Raw genomic sequence first — 19818 nt, 5'->3', positions numbered from 1 at the left:
TTTCGATGAATTACATGAAATAGCAAAAAATGTAAGATTATAAATAATTTATGTGTAGTATTTTTCTGTATAGTAAAGTGTATTTCATCGATGATTTTTACCTTTAATAGATATTTTGATGTTTTAGAGCCTAAAAATCATCCAAAAACAGCATACAAGTAAGAAAACAGATTCCTAAGATTTTTTTAGCTGAATAAAAACAGGAAAATGATCACTATAACCGCCAAGATATTTTGTGCCAACATATGTTCTAAAGGGAAAACCTTTGTATTTCTCCTCCCATTCAGTTAAAAAATGTTCATCTAAAATATCAGCATTCAAAAAAGTAAGTTTACTGCGATATGCATCAAAGAAATTGGTTGAAATAATGATTTGATCAAAAACATTCCAACTAAAATTATGCGTAAGACTTCCTCTTTCATCTGGAATAAACAACTTTTCCATTGGGTTATAGAAATTGGACGTTACCAAATGTTCTTTTACACTAGGAGAGTGAGGATCATCGTTAAAATCTCCCATAATAATAAACTTCGGATTCTCTTCTTGAACTCTAATCTGGTCAATAACGGTATGCAATGTTTTTGCAGCCGCAATTCTCTTATAATCTGTCTCTCCAGCTCCTTGTCTCCGAGAAGGCCAATGATTTACAAAAACATGAATTTCTTCGCCATATAACTTTCCAAAAACATGTAGAATATCTCTAGTATAATCTCGGATTCCTTCTTCATTATACACTAAAAGAGGAATAGCCTTACTCCGAACAACCTCAAAAGTATCTGCTTGATACAAAAGTGCAGTATCGATGCCACGTTCATCTGGAGAATTATAATGAATATAGTTATAATTGGCATCAGCTAAAGCCTCAGTAGCAATCAAATCGTTGAGGACCTTTTTATTTTCAACTTCAGCAACACCTAACAATGTAGGAGGAGCGCTTATCGTTTTAGCACCAATATGAGCAATTGCTTTACTTAATTTATAAATTTTGTTTTCATATCGGTCATCATCCCACTGCAACCGTCCATCTTCAGTATAGTCTTGATCTAAAATATTGGGATCGTTAATGGTATCAAACAGGTTTTCTAAATTATAAAATGCTACCGTATATAAATTGTTATCGCTCATGGTGTAAAAATAAAAAAATCAATTGTGTACCTTTGTACTTTACACTATTATTTATGCTGGAAAAGAAAACAATAGATTATGAGAAAGTGGTGCTCATTGGTATTATTAACCAAGAGCAGGATGAAGAAAAGTCTAGAGAATATTTAGATGAATTAGAGTTCTTGGCATATACTGCCGGTGGGGAAGTAGCTACTAGATTCACCCAAAAAGTAGACATTCCAAATCCAAAGACCTTTATTGGAACTGGGAAAATGGAACAAATTAGAGAATATGTATCCGAGAATGATATAGGAACTGTAATTTTTGATGACGAATTAACGCCCGCACAACAAAAAAATATTGAGAAAATCTTAAAAGCTAAGATTTTAGATCGAACTAGTTTAATACTAGATATTTTTGCACAACGTGCACAAACTAGTTATGCAAGAACTCAGGTAGAATTAGCTCAATACCAATATTTATTACCACGACTTACAGGTTTATGGACCCACTTAGAACGACAACGAGGGGGGATTGGAATGCGTGGACCTGGAGAAACAGAAATTGAAACGGATAGACGTATTGTAAGAGATAGGATTGCCTTACTAAAAAAGAAACTCGAAAAGATAGATAAACAAATGGAAACGCAACGCGGTAATCGTGGGGCTTTAGTTCGTGTAGCTTTAATTGGTTACACCAATGTTGGAAAATCTACTTTGATGAATGTTATTAGTAAAAGTGATGTTTTTGCAGAGAATAAACTTTTTGCAACCCTAGATACCACTGTTAGAAAGGTTGTTATTGGGAACCTTCCGTTTTTATTGAGTGATACGGTAGGATTTATTAGAAAACTACCAACACAATTGGTGGAATCTTTTAAAAGTACGCTAGACGAAGTTCGTGAAGCTGATTTATTACTACATGTAGTAGACATTTCTCATCCTAATTTTGAAGAACATATAGCCTCTGTTAATCAGATTTTAGATGAAATAAAAAGTGCTGACAAACCAACAATCATGGTTTTCAATAAAATTGACAATTACGAGCATGAAACCATTGATGAAGATGATTTAGTTACCGAGAAAACTACAAAACACTTCACTTTAAAAGAATGGGAACAAACTTGGATGAGCAGATTAGATAGTAAGGATGTGCTCTTTATTTCAGCTTTAAACAAAGAAAATCTAGAAGAATTTAGAAAGAAGGTATACGACTCTGTTAGGGAAATACACGTAACACGTTTTCCGTATAACAGCTTTTTGTATCCTGAATATGAGGAAGGGCTTTAGGCTTTAGGCTTTAGGCTTTAGGCTTTAGGCTTTAGGCTTTAGGCTTTAGGCTTTAGGCTTTAGGCTTTAGGCTTTAGGCTTTAGGCTTTAGGCAAAAAAATACCTCGACAAAATAGTCGAGGTATTTTTTTATAAACTTGTTTAAATATTTCTTAGAATCCGAAGTTTACTCCTAAACCAAATACTTCTCTTAACTGTAATGCTGTAACAGCATTATCATCATACACTAATTGAAGTGTAAAATTTGTAGAAAGATATTCATTGATCTTTAATATGGCGTTTAATGTATAATCAAAATCTACATTTTGTGGATCTTCTAAATAATTAGAATACATATTAAGTGTATTTTCAATAGTTACATTTTCCATAGCTGTAAACTTGTAATACCCTGAAGCATAAAAACCTAACTCGTAACGAAAAGTATCTCCTGGATCAATTCCGTATGCTTGTAAAGCATTAATATTTGATGGACCAGAATGTGCAACGAAATCATCAATATCATCATCATAAATATAAAGATCATCACTAATAAAGGTCATTTTAGAAGTAGCTGGTGCTAAATTAAACTTAAGGTTTTCGTTTTTCTTCCATTCTAAACCAGGACCAAAAGTTAAATAAGCTGGTTTAAATAATCCTGAAGTTCGAAAATCTCCATCAGCGTCATTATCGTAATCATAACCGTCTGTAAATTGAGTTCTAAAGTTTAAGAAAAAAGAATAATTCCAATTTCCAAAAGCTTCTTTCCCCACTAATGAGTTGTACTCAAAACGGTCGTCTGTTTTACGTGTTCCTTGGTCATCGTTATTTGTAAGACCATAAGAAGCTATTACTTTATTATCCCAAGACCATTCCCCTCTTAAATAATTAAAGTCGTAATTAATACCCGCTGTTCCAGAAATATTATTCTGTCCTCCAGCAACCCAATTACTAAAAGCAGATTGATTGATTAAAAAAGTGAAAGTTCCTCCTTTAGTCCACCCTTGTTTTGGAGTTTCTTCTGCATCAGCATCCTGAGCATACGTAAAAGACATTCCAAATATTAGCGCCCCTATTACTAATAGTTTTCTCATTGATTTTAATTTTAAGTTAACTAGTTTTTAAAATTCGTGCAAAATTAATACTTATTGTAGATAGTTTAGGGTGAAATATGATTTATTTTCTCTTAAATAATGGAACAGAAGAGCAAGCCTCGCCATACATTATACTTTTTGCAATTGGCAAAAGCTTCTCCGTAATCATTATATAAGCATTTTGTGGTACTGGTTTTTTTGAGCATCCTTTTATAATAACTGGTTTATCTTTGTATTCTGAAAGTTCTAAATTCTGAATAATATCTTGATAAATAACAGTTTCTAATTGTTCTAACGAACCCACAAGGATTTTATTGGCGTAAGGCGATAAATATGTTGTAAGCAACATATAAGCCCATCCTGGAACAATAGCATCTGTAGAACATGTTAATGCCACATAACTGCCTTGATATTGTTCCCAATTATGATTTTTAGCTAATTCTCTAAAGTCTTTTTCCTTCAGGATAAAACCTTCTAATAGCCAATCTTTTATATCAAAAAGTACACGCTGTCCAGCTGGATAATAATCTTCAAGATTAAAAGTTTCCAGTTTACTTTGTGCTACTCTATTTATTATTTCTTCCTGCATTACTCAAAATTTTAGCTTTAAAAGCTACCTTCTTAGCTCTTTTGAAGTTTCCTTAAAGCAATCCTAATTCTAATTTGGCTTCTTCGCTCATCAAATCTTGACTCCAAGGTGGATCAAAGGTTATTTCTACCTCAGCATCCTTCACATCGTCAATTGTTTTAATTTTTTCTTCTACTTCAACCGGAAGCGTTTCTGCTACAGGACAATTAGGCGTTGTTAAAGTCATTAAAATTTTAACTTCAGAATCTTCATTTACAAAAACATCGTAAATTAATCCAAGTTCATATATATCAACAGGAATTTCAGGGTCGTAAATAGTTTTTAAAACAGTAACTATTTTTTCCCCTAATGCAGTTGTATCTATAGTATCGCTCATAATCTTTTAATTTAATTGTGTTTGGTATGCAATTGCATACATTTTTAACTGCTTTATCATACTTACTAAGCCATTAGCTCTTGTTGGCGATAAATGTTCTTTCAGACCAATTTCATCTATAAAATCGGTATTAGCTTCCATAATATCTTTTGGTCGTTGATTAGAGAAAGCTCTTACTAAAATAGCAATAATTCCTTTAGTAATAATAGCATCGCTGTCTGCCGTAAACACTAATTTATCGTCTACAAGCTCGGCATGAACCCACACTTTACTTTGGCAACCTTTAATAATATTATCGTCGGTTTTATAAGTATCGTCAATAAGTGGTAACGATTTTCCAAGTTCTATCATGTATTCGTAACGTTGCATCCAATCGTCGAACATAGAAAATTCATCAACAATATCATTTTGAATTTCTTGAATTGTCATAAACTTAATTTTCAACAAAAATACAACAAGAAAATCGGCTATTCAACTGTTTTTCTATATGGTTGTATAATGAATGTTGATAGAGGGCTCTGTTATTAGGATAGGGGCGAAAAGATATATACTAACGTGAGTTCGATATAAATCTAAACACAAAATAGACTTAACTACATGCTTTTCTAATACTTAAAACTTCTTTCATTTTGTCTTGACACAAAAACGAAATATAAAAGTATTTATCCCTTCTTCTATTATTAGTAATTCTAAGACAACATCATTTTAGCCTTTTTCACTGCTTCTACCAAAGCATCAACTTCTTCTTTGGTATTATAAAATGCAAAACTAGCACGTACAGTTCCTGGAATTTTAAAGAAATCCATAATTGGTTGCGCACAATGATGTCCGGTTCTAACTGCAATCCCCAACTTATCCACAATGGTTCCAATATCATACGGATGAATTCCTTCAATATTAAAAGAAATAACCGAAGCTTTTTTATCAGAATTACCATATATTTTTAAGCCTAAAATCTGACTCAACTTATCGGTTCCATAAGCCAATAATTCATTTTCATAAGCCAGGATATTGTCAAACCCAATACTATTCATATAATCAATAGCAGCACCAAAAGCAATTCCCCCACAAATGTTAGGAGTTCCAGCTTCAAACTTATGAGGTAAATCGGCATAGGTAGTTTTTTCAAAAGTAACCTCCGCAATCATTTCTCCTCCACCTTGGTATGGCGGTAATTTGGTTAACCACTCTTCTTTTCCATAAAGCATTCCAACTCCTGTTGGCCCACACATTTTATGAGCAGAAGCCACATAAAAATCTACATCCAATGCCTGTACATCTGGTTTCATATGTGGGCAAGCTTGTGCTCCATCTATCAATACTGCTGCTCCAACCTCATGCGCTTTGGCAATAATCTCTTCAATAGGATTTATAACTCCAAGCGCGTTTGATATATGATTACAAAAAACGAGTTTTGTTTTTTCTGAAAGTAATTTAGCATACGCTTCCAAGTTCAATTCTCCTTCTTCATTCATTGGAATTACCTTAAGAATTGCTCCCGTACGCTCACAAAGCATTTGCCAAGGCACAATGTTTGAATGATGCTCTAAAGCAGAAACTATCAATTCGTCTCCTTCATTTAACAACGTTGAAAAGCCGTTGGCTACTAAATTTATACTATGGGTAGTTCCAGAGGTAAAGATAATTTCATGGGCTTTTTTGGCATTAAAATGTTCTTGAATTTTCATTCTAGCCTGCTCATACAAATCTGTTGCCTCTTGAGATAATGTATGTACCCCACGATGTATATTGGCATTGTAATTAGAATAGTAATCTACAATACAATCTATTACCGGTTGTGGTGTTTGCGAGGTAGCCGCATTGTCTAAATAAACCAAAGGATATCCGTTTACCTTTCTTTTTAGAATCGGGAAATCTTCTCGGATTTTATGTATCTCAATCATAACTATTCTTTGCTACAAAAGTAGGCAACAGTTTGTAAAGTATAAAGGTAAAGCCTATTAAAGTTGTAGACTGAAAATTAATAGTTAGAATCTACCTCTTAACTCATTATCAGTTTTAACTTTTTGGCATTATTGTCACTAATTTTCTCTGTATCTTTATTCTCAATAACCACAATAATATACCTGTGAAAAATTTTAAACGCTTTGCGCTCTTTACCATTGTTCTTATTTGCCTAATATTTATTACGACTGTTTATTATAACTACCCCAAACTAAACATCATTAGCGGGTTTTCAGCAAAAAACATGTGTTCTTGTGTTTTTAACGATGGAAGAAATCCACAATTCACAAGAAATAACGACAATAATTTTGCGCCTGTTAACCTAGCTAAAAATAAAATTAATACAGAAAACAATACTGCTATTGCAAGTGTTTACGGATTAAAATCTCGTACAGCTCTTTACAGAAAAGGATTAGGATGTGTGCTTCTACCTGTGGATGCAGATATAGATAAAATTAAAAATGCAGAATCTCCTGTTCGAAATATTAAAGCTAATAATAGCCCGTATCCTTATGGCGATTTACAACAAAAAGATAGTTTTTTTCCAAATGTAGATTATGAGCAAATCAATCAAATTGTAAATGCTTCTTTTAATAACAATGAAATTCAGAAAACTCGCTCAGTTTTGGTTATATATAAAGACCAAATTATTGCTGAAAAATATGCCGATTCTCTAAATAAAGATTCTAAACTGCTAGGTTGGTCTATGACTAAAAGTGTAATGGCTACTCTTTATGGAATACTTCAATATGAAGGAAAACTGAATATAAATGAGCCCGCAAAAGTTGAAGCATGGCAACATGACAAACGTAAAAATATTACGTATAACAATTTACTACATATGAATAGTGGCCTAGCTTGGGAGGAAGACTACGCCACCATTTCTGATGTAACTAAAATGCTTTTTTTAACCGATGATATGGCAAAAGTACAAGCAGAAAAAGAGGCTGAGGCTACCCCAAATAAACAATGGAATTATTCTTCTGGAACAACTAACTTATTATCTGGTTTACTTCGGAAAGAATTTAAATCGTATCCCGAATATCTCAATTTTCCCTATCAAAAACTTATCGATAGAATCGGTATGAAAAGTATGGTTATAGAAACAGATGCTAGTGGTACTTTTGTAGGGTCTTCCTACGCATGGGCAACAACCCGCGATTGGGGAAAGTTTGGCTTACTTTATTTACATAATGGAAATTGGGCTGGAGATCAACTCTTTGATAAGAATTGGGCTGAATACGTATCCACTCCTGCTCCAAATTCTGACGATTTGTATGGAGGACATTTTTGGCTAAATACTCCAGAAAAAATGCCCTCCGCTCCAATGGATACTTATTACGCAGATGGTTTTCAAGGGCAACGAGTTTACATAGTTCCTTCTAAAGATTTAGTAGTTGTTAGGATGGGATTAGCCTCTGGAGATGCGTTCGACTTTGATTGGTTTCTAGGTGGAATTTCTAAAGGGATTGAGTAAATTACCTAACCCACAAAGTGCTGATTTATAAAGTAATAAGAATCAGCATAAATTAATTGTTAAATTTAAAAATGGAAGAAATCAAGCTTTTGGAAGTCATTACAGAATATTTCTTTGAACAAGGCTATAAAGCTTTGGCTAAAGAAATTGAAGCTTCAGATTTATTTTGACTTTAAATAATATTCATTTAAAAAATTTATAATTGAATACCCTATTTCTTTTCCTAAATTACAAGGAACAGCATTTCCAATTTGCTTATACTAAAGTATTAAATCAAATAAAAATAACTAATTTCATTTGCGTAATTTTACCGAATGATAAAAGAGATTCAACTCCGTGTAAGTTTAACCGAAGAAAAGCAAGGTATTACTTTACTTCAAAAAGCATCCGAGCAATTAGGAGTTGCTAAAGATGAAATTTCAGCTATAAAAATTTTACGTAAATCTATTGATGCTCGTAAAAAGGAAATTATTTTTAATTACAAAGTAGCTATTTACATCAATGAAAAAGTCTCTGAAAAACCAGCTTATTTTTTTGACTATAAAGATGTTTCCAAAGCCAAAGAAGTACACATTATTGGTTTCGGTCCTGCAGGAATGTATGCCGCATTACGCTGTATAGAACTAGGATATAAACCTATTGTTCTAGAACGTGGCAAAAATGTGCAAGAGAGAAGACGCGATTTAAAAGCTATTAATCAAGACCACTTTGTAAATGAAGATTCTAACTATTGTTTTGGAGAAGGCGGTGCTGGCACCTATTCCGATGGAAAGTTATATACCAGAAGTTTAAAACGTGGTGATGTTAGACGAATTTTTGAAAATTTAGTTTTCCATGGTGCTACGGAACAAATATTAATAGATGCGCATCCTCATATTGGAACAAATAAGCTCCCTAAAATTATTCAGAACATCAGGGAGAATATTATAAAGTATGGCGGAGAAGTTCATTTTGAAAATCGCGTAGTAGATTTTATCATTAAAAGCAATAAGCTAACAGCGGTACAATTGCAAAATGGAAAAGAACTTTCTATAAATGCAGTAATTTTAGCAACAGGACATTCATCTAGAGATATCTATAATTTATTGCATCAAAAAAATATTGCTTTAAAAGCAAAATCTTTTGCAATGGGGGTTCGTGTGGAGCACCCACAGGAAATAATTGATTCTATTCAATATCATTGCTCAAACAGTAGAGACGAATTATTACCTGCTGCAGCTTATAGTTTGGTACAACAAGTAAACGAGCGTGGGGTTTATTCTTTCTGTATGTGCCCTGGCGGATTTATTGTTCCTGCAGCAACTAGCAATGGGGAAGTTGTAGTAAATGGGATGTCTCCTAGCAAACGAAATAATAAATTTGCTAACTCTGGAATTGTAGTCGAAATAAACATTGATAAAGACCTCCCTAAATATGATCCATTTGGTCCTTTAAAAGGATTAGAATTTCAAAAAGACTTAGAAAAATTAGCTTTTAATGCAGGTGGAAGGAGTCAAGTTGCTCCTGCTCAACGTTTAGCTGATTTTGTTGAAGGTAAAATTTCTCCTTCTTTAAATGAAACTTCCTATCAGCCCGGGTTAAAATCGGCTCCTTTACATTCTCTTTTACCTAAATTGATAGGCAGTAGATTACGAAAAGGGTTTGCAGCATTCGGAGAAAAAATGCACGGATATTATACTAATGAAGCTAATATTGTAGGGGTTGAATCTAGAACCTCATCTCCAGTAAATATTCCAAGAAATGAAGATTTAGAACATCCGCAAATTGAAGGTTTATTTCCTTGTGGTGAAGGTGGAGGTTATGCTGGAGGTATAATTTCTGCCGCTATGGACGGAGAACGCTGTGCTGAAGCTGTGGTTGCAAAAATGTAACCCTATCAACAGAATGAAGCAAGCTCACGAGGCGTCAAAAGGAAATTCTAGAAATATTTCAGCACAAGTTTTAAAGCATTTAAATTTTGATTATTGAGTAATTTATATTTTTTTACCCATCTGAGGTAATAAATTAGAGAAAAATGGCAAAAAAAGGAAAAGCAAAAAACACCGTCAATAAAGCCAAACATACCAAGTTGATGAATCAGAAAATCAACAAACAAAAGAAACAGAAAGTTCAGAATAAAGAACGGTTAAAAGCTATTATTCAAAAGGCAAATGAGCAAAAAAGCGAGTAACACAATAACATTAGCTCATAAAATGAATCCTACTTTAAGTAATATCATTACGAACGTTTATGCTGAATGTAAACTCGAGATTTCTAATTTCAAAACAGAAATAGAAAGTAAAGAATATTTTGCATGTACTTTTAGGCTAAACGAATTTGCTATTATTTACAGAGAGGCAAAAGTTACTCCTAAAAAAGCAGGACAATTTGTTACTTTTTGGAAACGCACAGAAAAAGGACCAATAGCTCCATATTGTATAAATGATCCTTTTAATTTTTATGTGGTAACTGTAAAAACAGCAAACAAACTAGGCCAATTTGTTTTTCCAAAGTCTGTTTTAATTCAGAAAGGAATTATTTCTACTGAAAATAAAGAAGGAAAAAGAGCTTTTCGAGTATACCCTCCTTGGGATAATCCACAAAACAAGCAAGCAGAACGATCTCAAAAATGGCAACTTGCTTATTTCTATCAGATAAATGAAAACCTTAAATTAACTACCTCGAGGCAAGCCTACGAGGTATTCAAAGGAAAATAATTTAATCCATTTAGACATAGAACACTTCGATATACTCAGAACAACAGGTTCTGGGGAATAAAGCCCCTAATGAGGGATCTAAAAGAAGTAAAGAAGCTTTTTATTCGGTAGTAAGAATCATTTTTGCAGTTTGCAATTTCCTTCCTTTTACCTCTAATACTATATCTCCTGGCTTATTTGATGCCTGTACTGTAACAACTAACTTTCCTGAAAATGTTTTCATTACAGGTTCATGAAAAACATCAAGCGAAGTAGCATCTCCATTACAAATAACTTTAAACTCACCAGCTCCTTTAACCTTACAAGAAAGTTCGTTGGTAGCGGTAGGACAAATATTTCCATCTTTATCAACTACAGAAACAGTTATATAACTTAAATCTTCACCATTTGCTTTAAGAGTAGTTCTATCTGCTTCAAGTTTTAAATGATGTGGCGCTCCAGCCGTAACTATTTTATTTTCAGCAACTGGATTTCCATTATCATCAAAGGCTACTACTTTTAGTTCCCCAGGCTCATATTTTACATCCATCCACATCAATCTATAACGCTCTAATTTTGTACCATTCTTTGTTTTCTTTTGCACCCCTTGACTTTTTCCATTTACAAACAATTCGGCACTAGCATAATTGGTATAAACAAAAACTGGTGTTTCTTGCCCTTCTCTACCTTCCCAATTCCAATGCGGTAATATATGTAAAGTCTCTTCTTCCGTATTCCAGATACTTCTATATAAATAATATCTATCCTTCGGAATTCCTGCTAAATCTATCATTCCGAAGTAAGAACTTCTAGATGGCCAATACGTATTATAAGGCGTTGGTTCTCCTAAATAATCAAAACCTGTCCAAACAAACTGCCCAATAACCCACGGATTATCATCTTGTAAAATAAAATCGTCTTCTGGCACATTAGACCAACTTGTAATTCCGAGATCATAAGAAGACGTCTGTCCGTCTTCATATTCTTTTCCTATGGTTTTAACAACTGGAAATTTATATATCCCTCTAGAACTTATTGTAGAAGCTGTTTCCGAACCTAATAAAAGTCGCTGCGGAAACTTTTCATAAGCCTCTTTATAAAGATGAGTTCTATAATTTAGTCCTGGAATATCTATAATTGCGCCAAAACCACTTTCCATAACTTCCTTTACTCTATCCATTCCTACCGTAACTGGTCGCGTTGGGTCTTCTCTATGAAAAATATCTTGAAGCCATTTAGCTAATTTTACTCCATCAGAGCCAAATTGGTCTGGAACCTCATTGCCAGAACTCCACATTACAATACTCGGATGATTTCTTGTGGCATGCACTAAATTAACGATATCTTTTTCTGCCCATTCTTTAAAAAGTCGATTGTAGCCATTTTTAACCTTTGGTTTTTCCCATTCATCAAAACTTTCAGCTAAAAACAAAAAACCCATTTCATCACAAAGTTCCAATTGTTCAATGGATGGCATATTATGAGCCGATCTAATAGCATTACACCCCATATCCTTTAAAACAGTAAGTTGTCTTCTTAAAGCGGCTTTATTTACAGCTGCTCCCAAAGGCCCAAGATCATGGTGTAAACACACCCCTTTAAATTTGGTCACTTCTCCGTTCAATAAAAATCCGCCTTTATCAGCATTATATTCAATACTTCGGATTCCAAATTTTACTTCTTCACTATCTTTTAGTTCATCATCTTGGTATAAATTCATTTTAGCAGTATACAGATGCGGTGTATCTATATCCCATATTTTAGGATTCTCAATAGGGATTTCTAATTCAAACTCATTTCCATAGGCTTGGGCTGTAGTTTTCTTAGCTACAACAACTCCATTTTCGTCTTTAATTACAGCTTCTACCTTTGTATTTTCTGAAGAAACTTTAGAACTAATTTTAACTTTTGCTAATTCAGGAGTCACATAAGGAGTAGTTATGTATTGCCCCCATTGATTAAAACTTATTTTATCTTTTACAATAAGCTGTACCTTTCGGTATAAACCTGCTCCTGGATACCAACGAGATGATTGCGGTAAGTTTTCCATTCGAACTGCCAAGATATTTTCTTGATCAGAAGATAAAAATGACGATATATCAAAATAGAAGTAATTATATCCATAAGGCCAACCTCCAACTTTTTTACCATTAATAAAAACTTGAGCATCGCTCATGGCTCCTTCAAAAAGTAAAATTACTTTACTATCAGATTTAACCTCAGAAACATCAAGACTCTTTCTATACCAACCCACGCCTATATGTGGTAAAGCTCCTGTTCTTCCTGTCTTTTCTGTTGGAATTTTCTCTCCGTCTTGCTTAATGGCAACCACCTGTTTATCTACTTCTTTATCAAAAGGTCCTTTAATTGCCCAGTCGTGAGGTACACTTACACTCTCCCAATTTTTAACAGACAATGATGGATCTTGCGCATTTGGAAGATCTTCATTAATAAATTTCCAATCGTTTTTTAATGTTATTACTTGTCTAACATTTTCTTGACTAATAGCTGTCCAATAAGAAATAATAACTAGGATGAGGGTGGCGATTAATTTTTTCATTTACTTAGGTTATTAAAAATAAAAGGTTAAATATACTTTTTAAAAGATAAATAATAAACTTAAGGACTAAAAAAGTTACTTTCCACAAGGATGTATTATTAGAATGCCATAAATAAGTTAATAGAAGCTGAGGAAGTAATCATTAACTTTGAAAAAACAAATAATAGCTACTTAAATAAAAAATATAGAAACTCATATTGTCCCTAAACTATTGGCTCCTATCCGACTCCAAGAGTATGGTGTTGGTATTTTTAATATTATCCCAACCAAATCTGCTTTAAAAAAGGCACTAAAGAAACAACTTATTACCGTTGATAAAACAGTAGCAACTACAGCTACTTTTATAAAGGGAGGAGAGACCATTGAACTCGCTTATCAGGAAACAAAAACTCCTAAAAAACAGCTTATATTTCCTTTAGAAGTATTATTTGAGGACGAATATCTTGCCGTAATTCATAAACCTGCAGGGATATTAGTAAGCGGAAATAGCTTTAAAACCATTGCAAATGCTTTACCTCAAAACCTAAAAAAGAGTACGCTTACAGACGCCTCTATTCCTCAGCCAGTTCACCGATTAGATTATCCTACAACAGGAATCTTACTTGTTGGAAAAACAAATAGCAGCATTAGAATATTAAATAAACTTTTTGAAGACAAAGAAATCCATAAAACCTATTATGCAATTACCATAGGAAAAATGGAAACTAAAGGGAAGGTTATTTCTAGTGTAGATAGCAAAAAATCTAAATCGAAATATAACGTTCTCAATTCTGTGCCGTCGGAGCGATTTGGAAGTCTCAATTTAGTAAAATTAAGTCCTAAAACAGGAAGAAGGCATCAATTAAGGATCCATTTGGCAAGTATTGGAAATCCAATTTTAGGAGATAGAGAATATGGTAAAGAAGGTTTAATTCTTAACGGAAAAGGCTTGTACCTCCATGCATATTCTTTGAAATTTATTCATCCTTTTACAAAAGAAAAACTTCATTTAAAAGATGCTTTACCAGAAAGGTTTAAGAAGATTTTTGAAGAATAAATAGCCAACAAATAGACTCCATAAAACAAAGAACCCGAATACTCATAAAGAATATTCGGGCCTGTATATAGTTAATTGCTTGTTATAAATCAAAGCCGACTTTAACACCCAATTTCATTGCTATTAATTTATTAATACGTGTTTTAACTTCTGGTATTTTAACGCTTTCTAAAACATTATTAGCAAAAGCATACATTAATAATGCACGCGCTTCCTTTTTTGGAATCCCTCTTGATTGAAGGTAAAACAACGCTTCTTCATCTAATTGTCCGATAGTACAACCATGTGAACATTTTACATCATCAGCAAAAATTTCTAACTGAGGTTTAGCATTGATTGTTGCTTTATCGTCAATTAAAATATTATTACTTTGCTGAAAACCATTAGTTTTTTGCGCCTCCTTTTCAACAATAATACGCCCGTTAAAAACTCCTGTACTACTATCGGAATAAATTCCTTTATAGTCTTGGTGACTCTCACAATTTGGAGTAGCATGATGCACCAAAGTACTATGGTCTACATGTTGCTTATCTTCCGTAATTGTAATCCCCTTTAAAGTAGAATTGATATGCTCTCCTTTATGAACAAATTGAAGATTATTACGTGTAATTTTCCCTCCAAAAGAGAATGTATGAACGGATGCATGACTATTTTGTTGCTGAGAAATGTATGTATTATCTATCAACGATGCATTCGGATTGTCATTCTGAATTTTATAGTAATCTACGATTCCTCGTTTGTGAGTAAATATTTCTGTAACCGCATTTGTAAGTACTGGGTTATCGGTAAGGCTTTGATGACGCTCAATAATTTGAACGTGCGCATTTTCTCCTACTACCACCAGACTTCTTGGCTGCAACATTATAGAAGACTCTTTCCCTGTTGCTAAATGAATGATTTGAATAGGCTTATCTACCACTTTTCCCTTCGGAATATTAATAAAAGCTCCTTCACGAGAGAAAGCAGTGTTTAAAGAGGTAAGACTATCATCGGTTTTAGCAATTTTATTGAAATAGTTTTCAATAATCAATTGATATTTAGGTTTCGAAAGTGCAGAACTCATTAAACATACATCTAATCCTTCGTGTGATGTTTGTGACAAGTGAGAACTGTAGATACCATCAATAAAAACTATTTTATAGCTATCAATATCGTGTATAAAATATTTTTTTACATCTTTAAATTCTAAGGCAGATTCTTCCTTTGGGAAAACACTATAATCGTTTTTCAATAATGTTTTAAGCGAAGTATACTTCCACGCTTCATCCTTCTTTGTTGGAAATCCTTTTTCTTCGAAAAACTTTATAGCTTCGGTACGAATATTGTGTACTGGATGTTCTACATCCACACGATTTTCAAAAGCCATAAACGATGATATTAATTTATCTTTTAATTCCATTCTATATTCTGGTTTCTGGGTTTTGAGAGTTAGATTAACACTAAATTCTCTAAAAAACCTCAGTTCTATAATTTAATTTTTCTTGTCATGCTGAGCTTGTCGAAGCACTTTCATTAATACAAGAGTCATCTAAAATACCCTTCGACAGGCTCAGGGTGACAGCTCTTTTGAGAATAAAAAGCACAAATGGCTTTAAACAGCCACTTCCTGCTTAATCCAATCGTAACCTTTTTCTTCTAATTCTAAGGCCAATTCTTTCCCACCAGATTTTACAATTCTTCCGTTTAATAATACGTGCACATAATCTGGAACAATATACTCTAACAAACGTTGGTAATGTGTAATTACCACTACCGCATTGTCTTTAGATTTTAATCTGTTTACCCCATCAGAAACAATACGCAACGCATCGATATCTAATCCAGAATCGGTTTCATCTAAAATAGCCAATTTAGGCTCTAGCATTGCCATTTGGAAAATTTCGTTACGCTTTTTCTCTCCTCCAGAAAACCCTTGATTTAAAGAACGAGAAAGAAACTTACGGTCGATTTCTAATAATTCCGATTTCTCACGAATTTTCTTCAGCATCTCATTTGCTGGCATATCTTCTAGTCCTTGTGCTCTGCGACTTTCATTGATAGCCGTTTTCATAAAGTTAGTAACGGAAACTCCTGGAATTTCAACAGGATATTGAAATGATAAGAAAATGCCTTTATGGGCTCTTTCTTCTGGTGCTAATTCAGCAATATCTTCTTCTAAAAAACTAATTTTCCCATCGGTTACTTCAAAATCTTCATTCCCTGCAATCACCGACGATAATGTACTTTTACCAGAACCATTTGGCCCCATTATAGCATGTACTTCTCCTGGTTTAACTTCAAGGTTAATCCCTCTCAAAATTTCTTTATCGTCTATACTAGCGTGTAAATTTTCAATCTTTAACATTTGTCTTTTGTTATATTGTTATGATGTTGTGTTGTTATAGCGTCTCAAAAAGAACTACGAACAACTATAAACTACCAACCTTTAACTACTGTTTATCCTACGGAACCTTCTAATGAAATTTCCAATAATTTTTGTGCTTCTACGGCAAACTCCATAGGAAGCTTATTTAATACCTCTTTACTGAAACCATTTACAATAAGTGCAATTGCCTTTTCGGTATCTATACCACGTTGGTTACAGTAAAATATTTGGTCTTCTCCAATTTTACTTGTAGTGGCTTCGTGCTCTATCTGAGCTGTTTTATTTTTAGTTTCTATGTACGGAAATGTGTGTGCGCCACACTCGTTCCCCATTAATAGGGAATCACACTGAGAGAAATTACGAGCATTATCCGCTCTACTATTTACCTGTACTAAACCACGGTAGCTATTTTGAGATTTCCCAGCAGAAATACCTTTTGAAATAATGGTACTTTTTGTGTTTTTTCCAAGATGAATCATTTTCGTACCTGTATCTGCCTGCTGATAATTATTAGTTACAGCAATAGAATAAAACTCTCCAACAGAATTATCTCCTTTTAAAATACAAGAAGGGTATTTCCATGTTACTGCAGATCCAGTTTCTACTTGTGTCCAGCTAATTTTTGCATTTTTCTCACACAAGCCTCTTTTGGTAACAAAGTTGAAAACTCCTCCTTTACCTTCTTTATTTCCTGGATACCAGTTTTGTACTGTAGAATATTTTATTTCAGCATCATCCAATGCTATTAATTCTACAACCGCAGCATGCAATTGGTTTTCATCTCTTGTTGGTGCTGTACATCCTTCTAAGTAACTTACATAACTTCCTTCATCTGCAATTACTAAGGTTCTTTCAAACTGACCAGTTCCCGCTTGATTGATACGGAAGTAAGTTGACAATTCCATTGGGCAACGAACACCTTTTGGAATGTAACAAAATGAACCATCAGAAAATACTGCTGAGTTTAATGCAGCATAGAAATTATCTTTCTCTGGAACTACTGTTCCGATATATTTCTTAACTAATTCTGGATGCTCTTGAATTGCTTCAGAAATGGAACAAAATATAATTCCTTTTTCAGCTAGCGTCTTTTTAAACGTTGTAGCTACAGAAACAGAATCCATTACAATATCTACTGCAACTCCAGCTAGTTTTTTCTGCTCGTCTACAGAAATTCCTAATTTTTTAAAAGTATCTAGTAACTCTGGATCCACTTCATCCAAGCTTTCATATTTCGGCTTTTTCATAGGTGCCGAATAATAGGAAATAGCTTGAAAATCTGGTTTTTCATAAGTCACATTTGCCCATGCAGGTTCTTCCATTTGTGTCCAAGCTCTATAAGCTTCTAAACGCCACTCTGTCATCCATGCTGGCTCATTCTTTTTTAACGAAATTGCTCTAACGATATCTTCGTTTAACCCAACAGGCAATGTATCCGATTCTATATCGGTATAAAACCCGTACTCATATTCCTTCGTTTCGAGCTCTTTTTTTAATTCTTCTTCGGTATATGCCATATTCTATAGTAAGTAAATAAGATAAAAGTTAAAGAGTTAAACAATATCACTTCGCTTTTTAATATACCTAATGTAATTTGAAAGCTGTTTTGATATTATGGTAACTTCACCCTTTATAGTAACCATTTATCTTCATTTATATAATTCGTTTCTTTTAATATGTTTAAAATATTTCTCACTTCGCCCGCAGATCCTTTGGAGAAATATAGAAAACGTATATATTCTTTGTCTGTTTCTCTTTCAAATCCTTCTGCAATATTATTGGAAATTGAAAGTGTAGCTCTTTTTAATTGATCTTTGAAAGAAAACTCCCTCTCAAATTGTTTTTCGTTTAGCAAGTCAAAGATTTTAATGGTAAATGCAAGAGTTAGTTTATAAACTTCTAAATCTTCAAAAGTTATATTTCCTATTTTTTTACTTTCACTCATTAACTCATTAACTTATTCTACAACGAAAAACTCTCCCCACAACCGCAGGTTCTTTGTGCATTTGGATTGTTAAAAACAAAACCTTTTCCGTTTAAACCGCCAGAATATTCCAAAACGGTTCCGATTAAGTATAAAAAGCTTTTTTTGTCTACAATGATTTTTACATCATTGTCTTCAAACATTTTATCTTCTTCGGCTTTACTTTTATCAAATTTTAAGTCGTATGATAATCCGCTACAACCACCACTCTTCACTCCTACGCGCACATAATCCTGAGCCACATCGAAACCATCGTCCGACATTAACTCTGATATTTTCTTTTTCGCTGTTTCAGAAACTTTTATCATAATAAAACTGTTCTTTCAAAATAGTTTACAAAAATAAGATATTCGGCACGATTTACCATACTTATTCGCATTATTATATTATATCCAATCATAGAGATTTGTTATGATTTTCTGTAATTCCTTACAAACTTTTCTTAAAGCCCGTTTTGAAAGCTGAATTTGCAGTAGGCAGTGTTCAGAAGACAGGATGCAGAAGATAAAAAAACTTTCCTGAAACATCGTAACTCGATAACTTCTTAACTTTTTAACTCAAAGGGACAAAGAGACAAAGAGACAAAGAGACAAAGAGACAAAGAGGCAAAGAGGCAAAGAGGCAAAGAGGCAAAGTAATGAAATTCTTCAATCTTTCAATAAGCAGTAGGTTTTTGGTTTATTGTTTATGGTTTGTAGTTTACAAGATTTTCAAAAGAATAAGAATACATTTTTTTTACATTCTTGACTCTTGATTGAAAATGCACGCATACTGAACACTGCATTCTGTCTTCCGACTCCCGAATTCTTCAATCCTTCAAAGGTTCAAAGGTTCAAAGTGGCAAAGGTTCAAAGATGCAGAGGGACAAAGTTATAAATTTGTAAAGTGGAAATGAAATGAAGACGGAAGTCCGAAGTCGGGAGACAGGATGCAGAAGGTAAAAAACTTTCCTAAAGCATCCTAACAACATAACTCGATAACTTCTTAACTTTTTCCTTTGTAACATCGTAACAACATAACAGCATAACTTTTAACTCAAAGGGACAAAGGTTCAAAGTGACAAAGAGGCAAAGAGGCAAAGTAATGAAATTCTTCAATCTTTCAATAAGCAGTAGGTTTTTGGTTTATTGTTTATGGTTTGTAGTTTACAAGATTTTCAAAAGAATAAGAATACATTTTTTTTTTACATTCTTGACTCTTGATTGAAAATGTACGCATACTGAACACTGCATTCTGTCTTCCGACTCCCGACTTTTTTAATCCTTCAAAGGTTCAAAGTGGCAAAGGTTCAAAGATGCAGGGGGACAAAGTTATAAATTTGTAAAGTG

At 33.4% G+C, this 19818-nt stretch carries 18 protein-coding genes; 6 read left to right on the top strand and 12 right to left on the bottom strand.

Annotation, left to right across the window (positions count from 1 at the left end; genetic code table 11):
- Positions 1–174: 174 nt before the first annotated feature.
- The gene (locus tag AC13CQ_RS16145) at positions 175–1125 is read right to left on the bottom strand and encodes an endonuclease/exonuclease/phosphatase family protein (RefSeq protein WP_474507444.1); all 951 of its coding nucleotides are present in this window, start codon (positions 1123–1125) and stop codon (positions 175–177) included.
- Positions 1126–1178: 53 nt separating this feature from the next.
- Here AC13CQ_RS16145 and hflX point away from each other — a divergent pair, with 53 nt between their 5' ends.
- Positions 1179–2393: a GTPase HflX gene (hflX, locus tag AC13CQ_RS16140; RefSeq protein ID WP_008611642.1), complete on the top strand. Its 1215-nt coding sequence runs from the start codon at positions 1179–1181 to the stop codon at positions 2391–2393.
- 152 nt (positions 2394–2545) lie between these two features.
- Here the strand turns inward: hflX and AC13CQ_RS16135 are convergent, their stop codons facing one another.
- From AC13CQ_RS16135 to AC13CQ_RS16115, 5 genes are all read right to left on the bottom strand, one after another.
- On the bottom strand, positions 2546–3463 hold the full coding sequence (locus AC13CQ_RS16135; protein ID WP_335587050.1) for a DUF3078 domain-containing protein: 918 nt from the start codon (positions 3461–3463) through the stop codon (positions 2546–2548).
- Between the two features lie 82 nt (positions 3464–3545).
- Positions 3546–4052: a DUF2480 family protein gene (locus AC13CQ_RS16130; protein WP_008611640.1), complete on the bottom strand. Its 507-nt coding sequence runs from the start codon at positions 4050–4052 to the stop codon at positions 3546–3548.
- Positions 4053–4104: 52 nt separating this feature from the next.
- On the bottom strand, positions 4105–4428 hold the full coding sequence (locus AC13CQ_RS16125) for an SUF system Fe-S cluster assembly protein (protein ID WP_008611639.1): 324 nt from the start codon (positions 4426–4428) through the stop codon (positions 4105–4107).
- A gap of 6 nt (positions 4429–4434) precedes the next feature.
- A complete protein-coding gene (locus tag AC13CQ_RS16120; protein ID WP_008611638.1) occupies positions 4435–4857 on the bottom strand; it encodes a SufE family protein in 423 nt (140 codons plus the stop codon).
- A 260-nt stretch (positions 4858–5117) separates the two neighbouring features.
- Positions 5118–6332 (bottom strand): aminotransferase class V-fold PLP-dependent enzyme, encoded by a 1215-nt coding sequence (locus AC13CQ_RS16115; RefSeq protein WP_456868125.1) that lies wholly within the window; start codon positions 6330–6332, stop codon positions 5118–5120.
- Between the two features lie 185 nt (positions 6333–6517).
- Here AC13CQ_RS16115 and AC13CQ_RS16110 point away from each other — a divergent pair, with 185 nt between their 5' ends.
- The 4 genes from AC13CQ_RS16110 (at position 6518) to AC13CQ_RS16095 (ending at position 10566) form a co-directional block, all read left to right on the top strand.
- Positions 6518–7870 (top strand): serine hydrolase domain-containing protein, encoded by a 1353-nt coding sequence (locus AC13CQ_RS16110; protein ID WP_456868124.1) that lies wholly within the window; start codon positions 6518–6520, stop codon positions 7868–7870.
- 314 nt (positions 7871–8184) lie between these two features.
- A complete protein-coding gene (locus AC13CQ_RS16105) occupies positions 8185–9741 on the top strand; it encodes an NAD(P)/FAD-dependent oxidoreductase (RefSeq protein ID WP_456868123.1) in 1557 nt (518 codons plus the stop codon).
- 143 nt (positions 9742–9884) lie between these two features.
- Complete coding sequence (locus AC13CQ_RS16100) at positions 9885–10040, top strand: hypothetical protein (protein ID WP_008611631.1); 156 nt, start codon at positions 9885–9887, stop codon at positions 10038–10040.
- Positions 10041–10062: 22 nt separating this feature from the next.
- Positions 10063–10566, top strand: coding sequence for a MepB family protein (locus AC13CQ_RS16095; protein ID WP_040879920.1), 504 nt, complete (start codon positions 10063–10065; stop codon positions 10564–10566).
- A gap of 100 nt (positions 10567–10666) precedes the next feature.
- On the opposite strand, the gene AC13CQ_RS16090 is transcribed toward AC13CQ_RS16095, so the two are convergent.
- Positions 10667–13105, bottom strand: a complete 2439-nt coding sequence (locus AC13CQ_RS16090) for a DUF4982 domain-containing protein (RefSeq protein WP_456868122.1) — start codon at positions 13103–13105, stop codon at positions 10667–10669.
- A gap of 211 nt (positions 13106–13316) precedes the next feature.
- On the opposite strand from AC13CQ_RS16090, the gene AC13CQ_RS16085 reads away from it, so the two are divergent.
- Entirely contained in the window at positions 13317–14141 is an 825-nt protein-coding gene (locus AC13CQ_RS16085) for an RluA family pseudouridine synthase (protein WP_456868121.1), read from the top strand.
- Between the two features lie 82 nt (positions 14142–14223).
- On the opposite strand, the gene sufD is transcribed toward AC13CQ_RS16085, so the two are convergent.
- The 5 genes from sufD to AC13CQ_RS16060 form a co-directional block, all read right to left on the bottom strand.
- Positions 14224–15540: a Fe-S cluster assembly protein SufD gene (gene sufD, locus AC13CQ_RS16080; RefSeq protein ID WP_474507353.1), complete on the bottom strand. Its 1317-nt coding sequence runs from the start codon at positions 15538–15540 to the stop codon at positions 14224–14226.
- Between the two features lie 192 nt (positions 15541–15732).
- Positions 15733–16485: a Fe-S cluster assembly ATPase SufC gene (sufC, locus tag AC13CQ_RS16075; protein ID WP_008611626.1), complete on the bottom strand. Its 753-nt coding sequence runs from the start codon at positions 16483–16485 to the stop codon at positions 15733–15735.
- Between the two features lie 92 nt (positions 16486–16577).
- Positions 16578–18023, bottom strand: coding sequence for a Fe-S cluster assembly protein SufB (gene sufB, locus AC13CQ_RS16070; RefSeq protein ID WP_337901847.1), 1446 nt, complete (start codon positions 18021–18023; stop codon positions 16578–16580).
- A 113-nt stretch (positions 18024–18136) separates the two neighbouring features.
- On the bottom strand, positions 18137–18451 hold the full coding sequence (locus AC13CQ_RS16065) for a four helix bundle protein (RefSeq protein WP_008611623.1): 315 nt from the start codon (positions 18449–18451) through the stop codon (positions 18137–18139).
- A gap of 17 nt (positions 18452–18468) precedes the next feature.
- On the bottom strand, positions 18469–18798 hold the full coding sequence (locus AC13CQ_RS16060; RefSeq protein ID WP_008611622.1) for a HesB/IscA family protein: 330 nt from the start codon (positions 18796–18798) through the stop codon (positions 18469–18471).
- Between the last annotated feature and the right edge of the window lie 1020 nt (positions 18799–19818).

It is taken from the genome of Galbibacter sp. L-19 (assembly GCF_056857615.1).
This window is presented reverse-complemented; position numbering and strand designations above follow the sequence as displayed.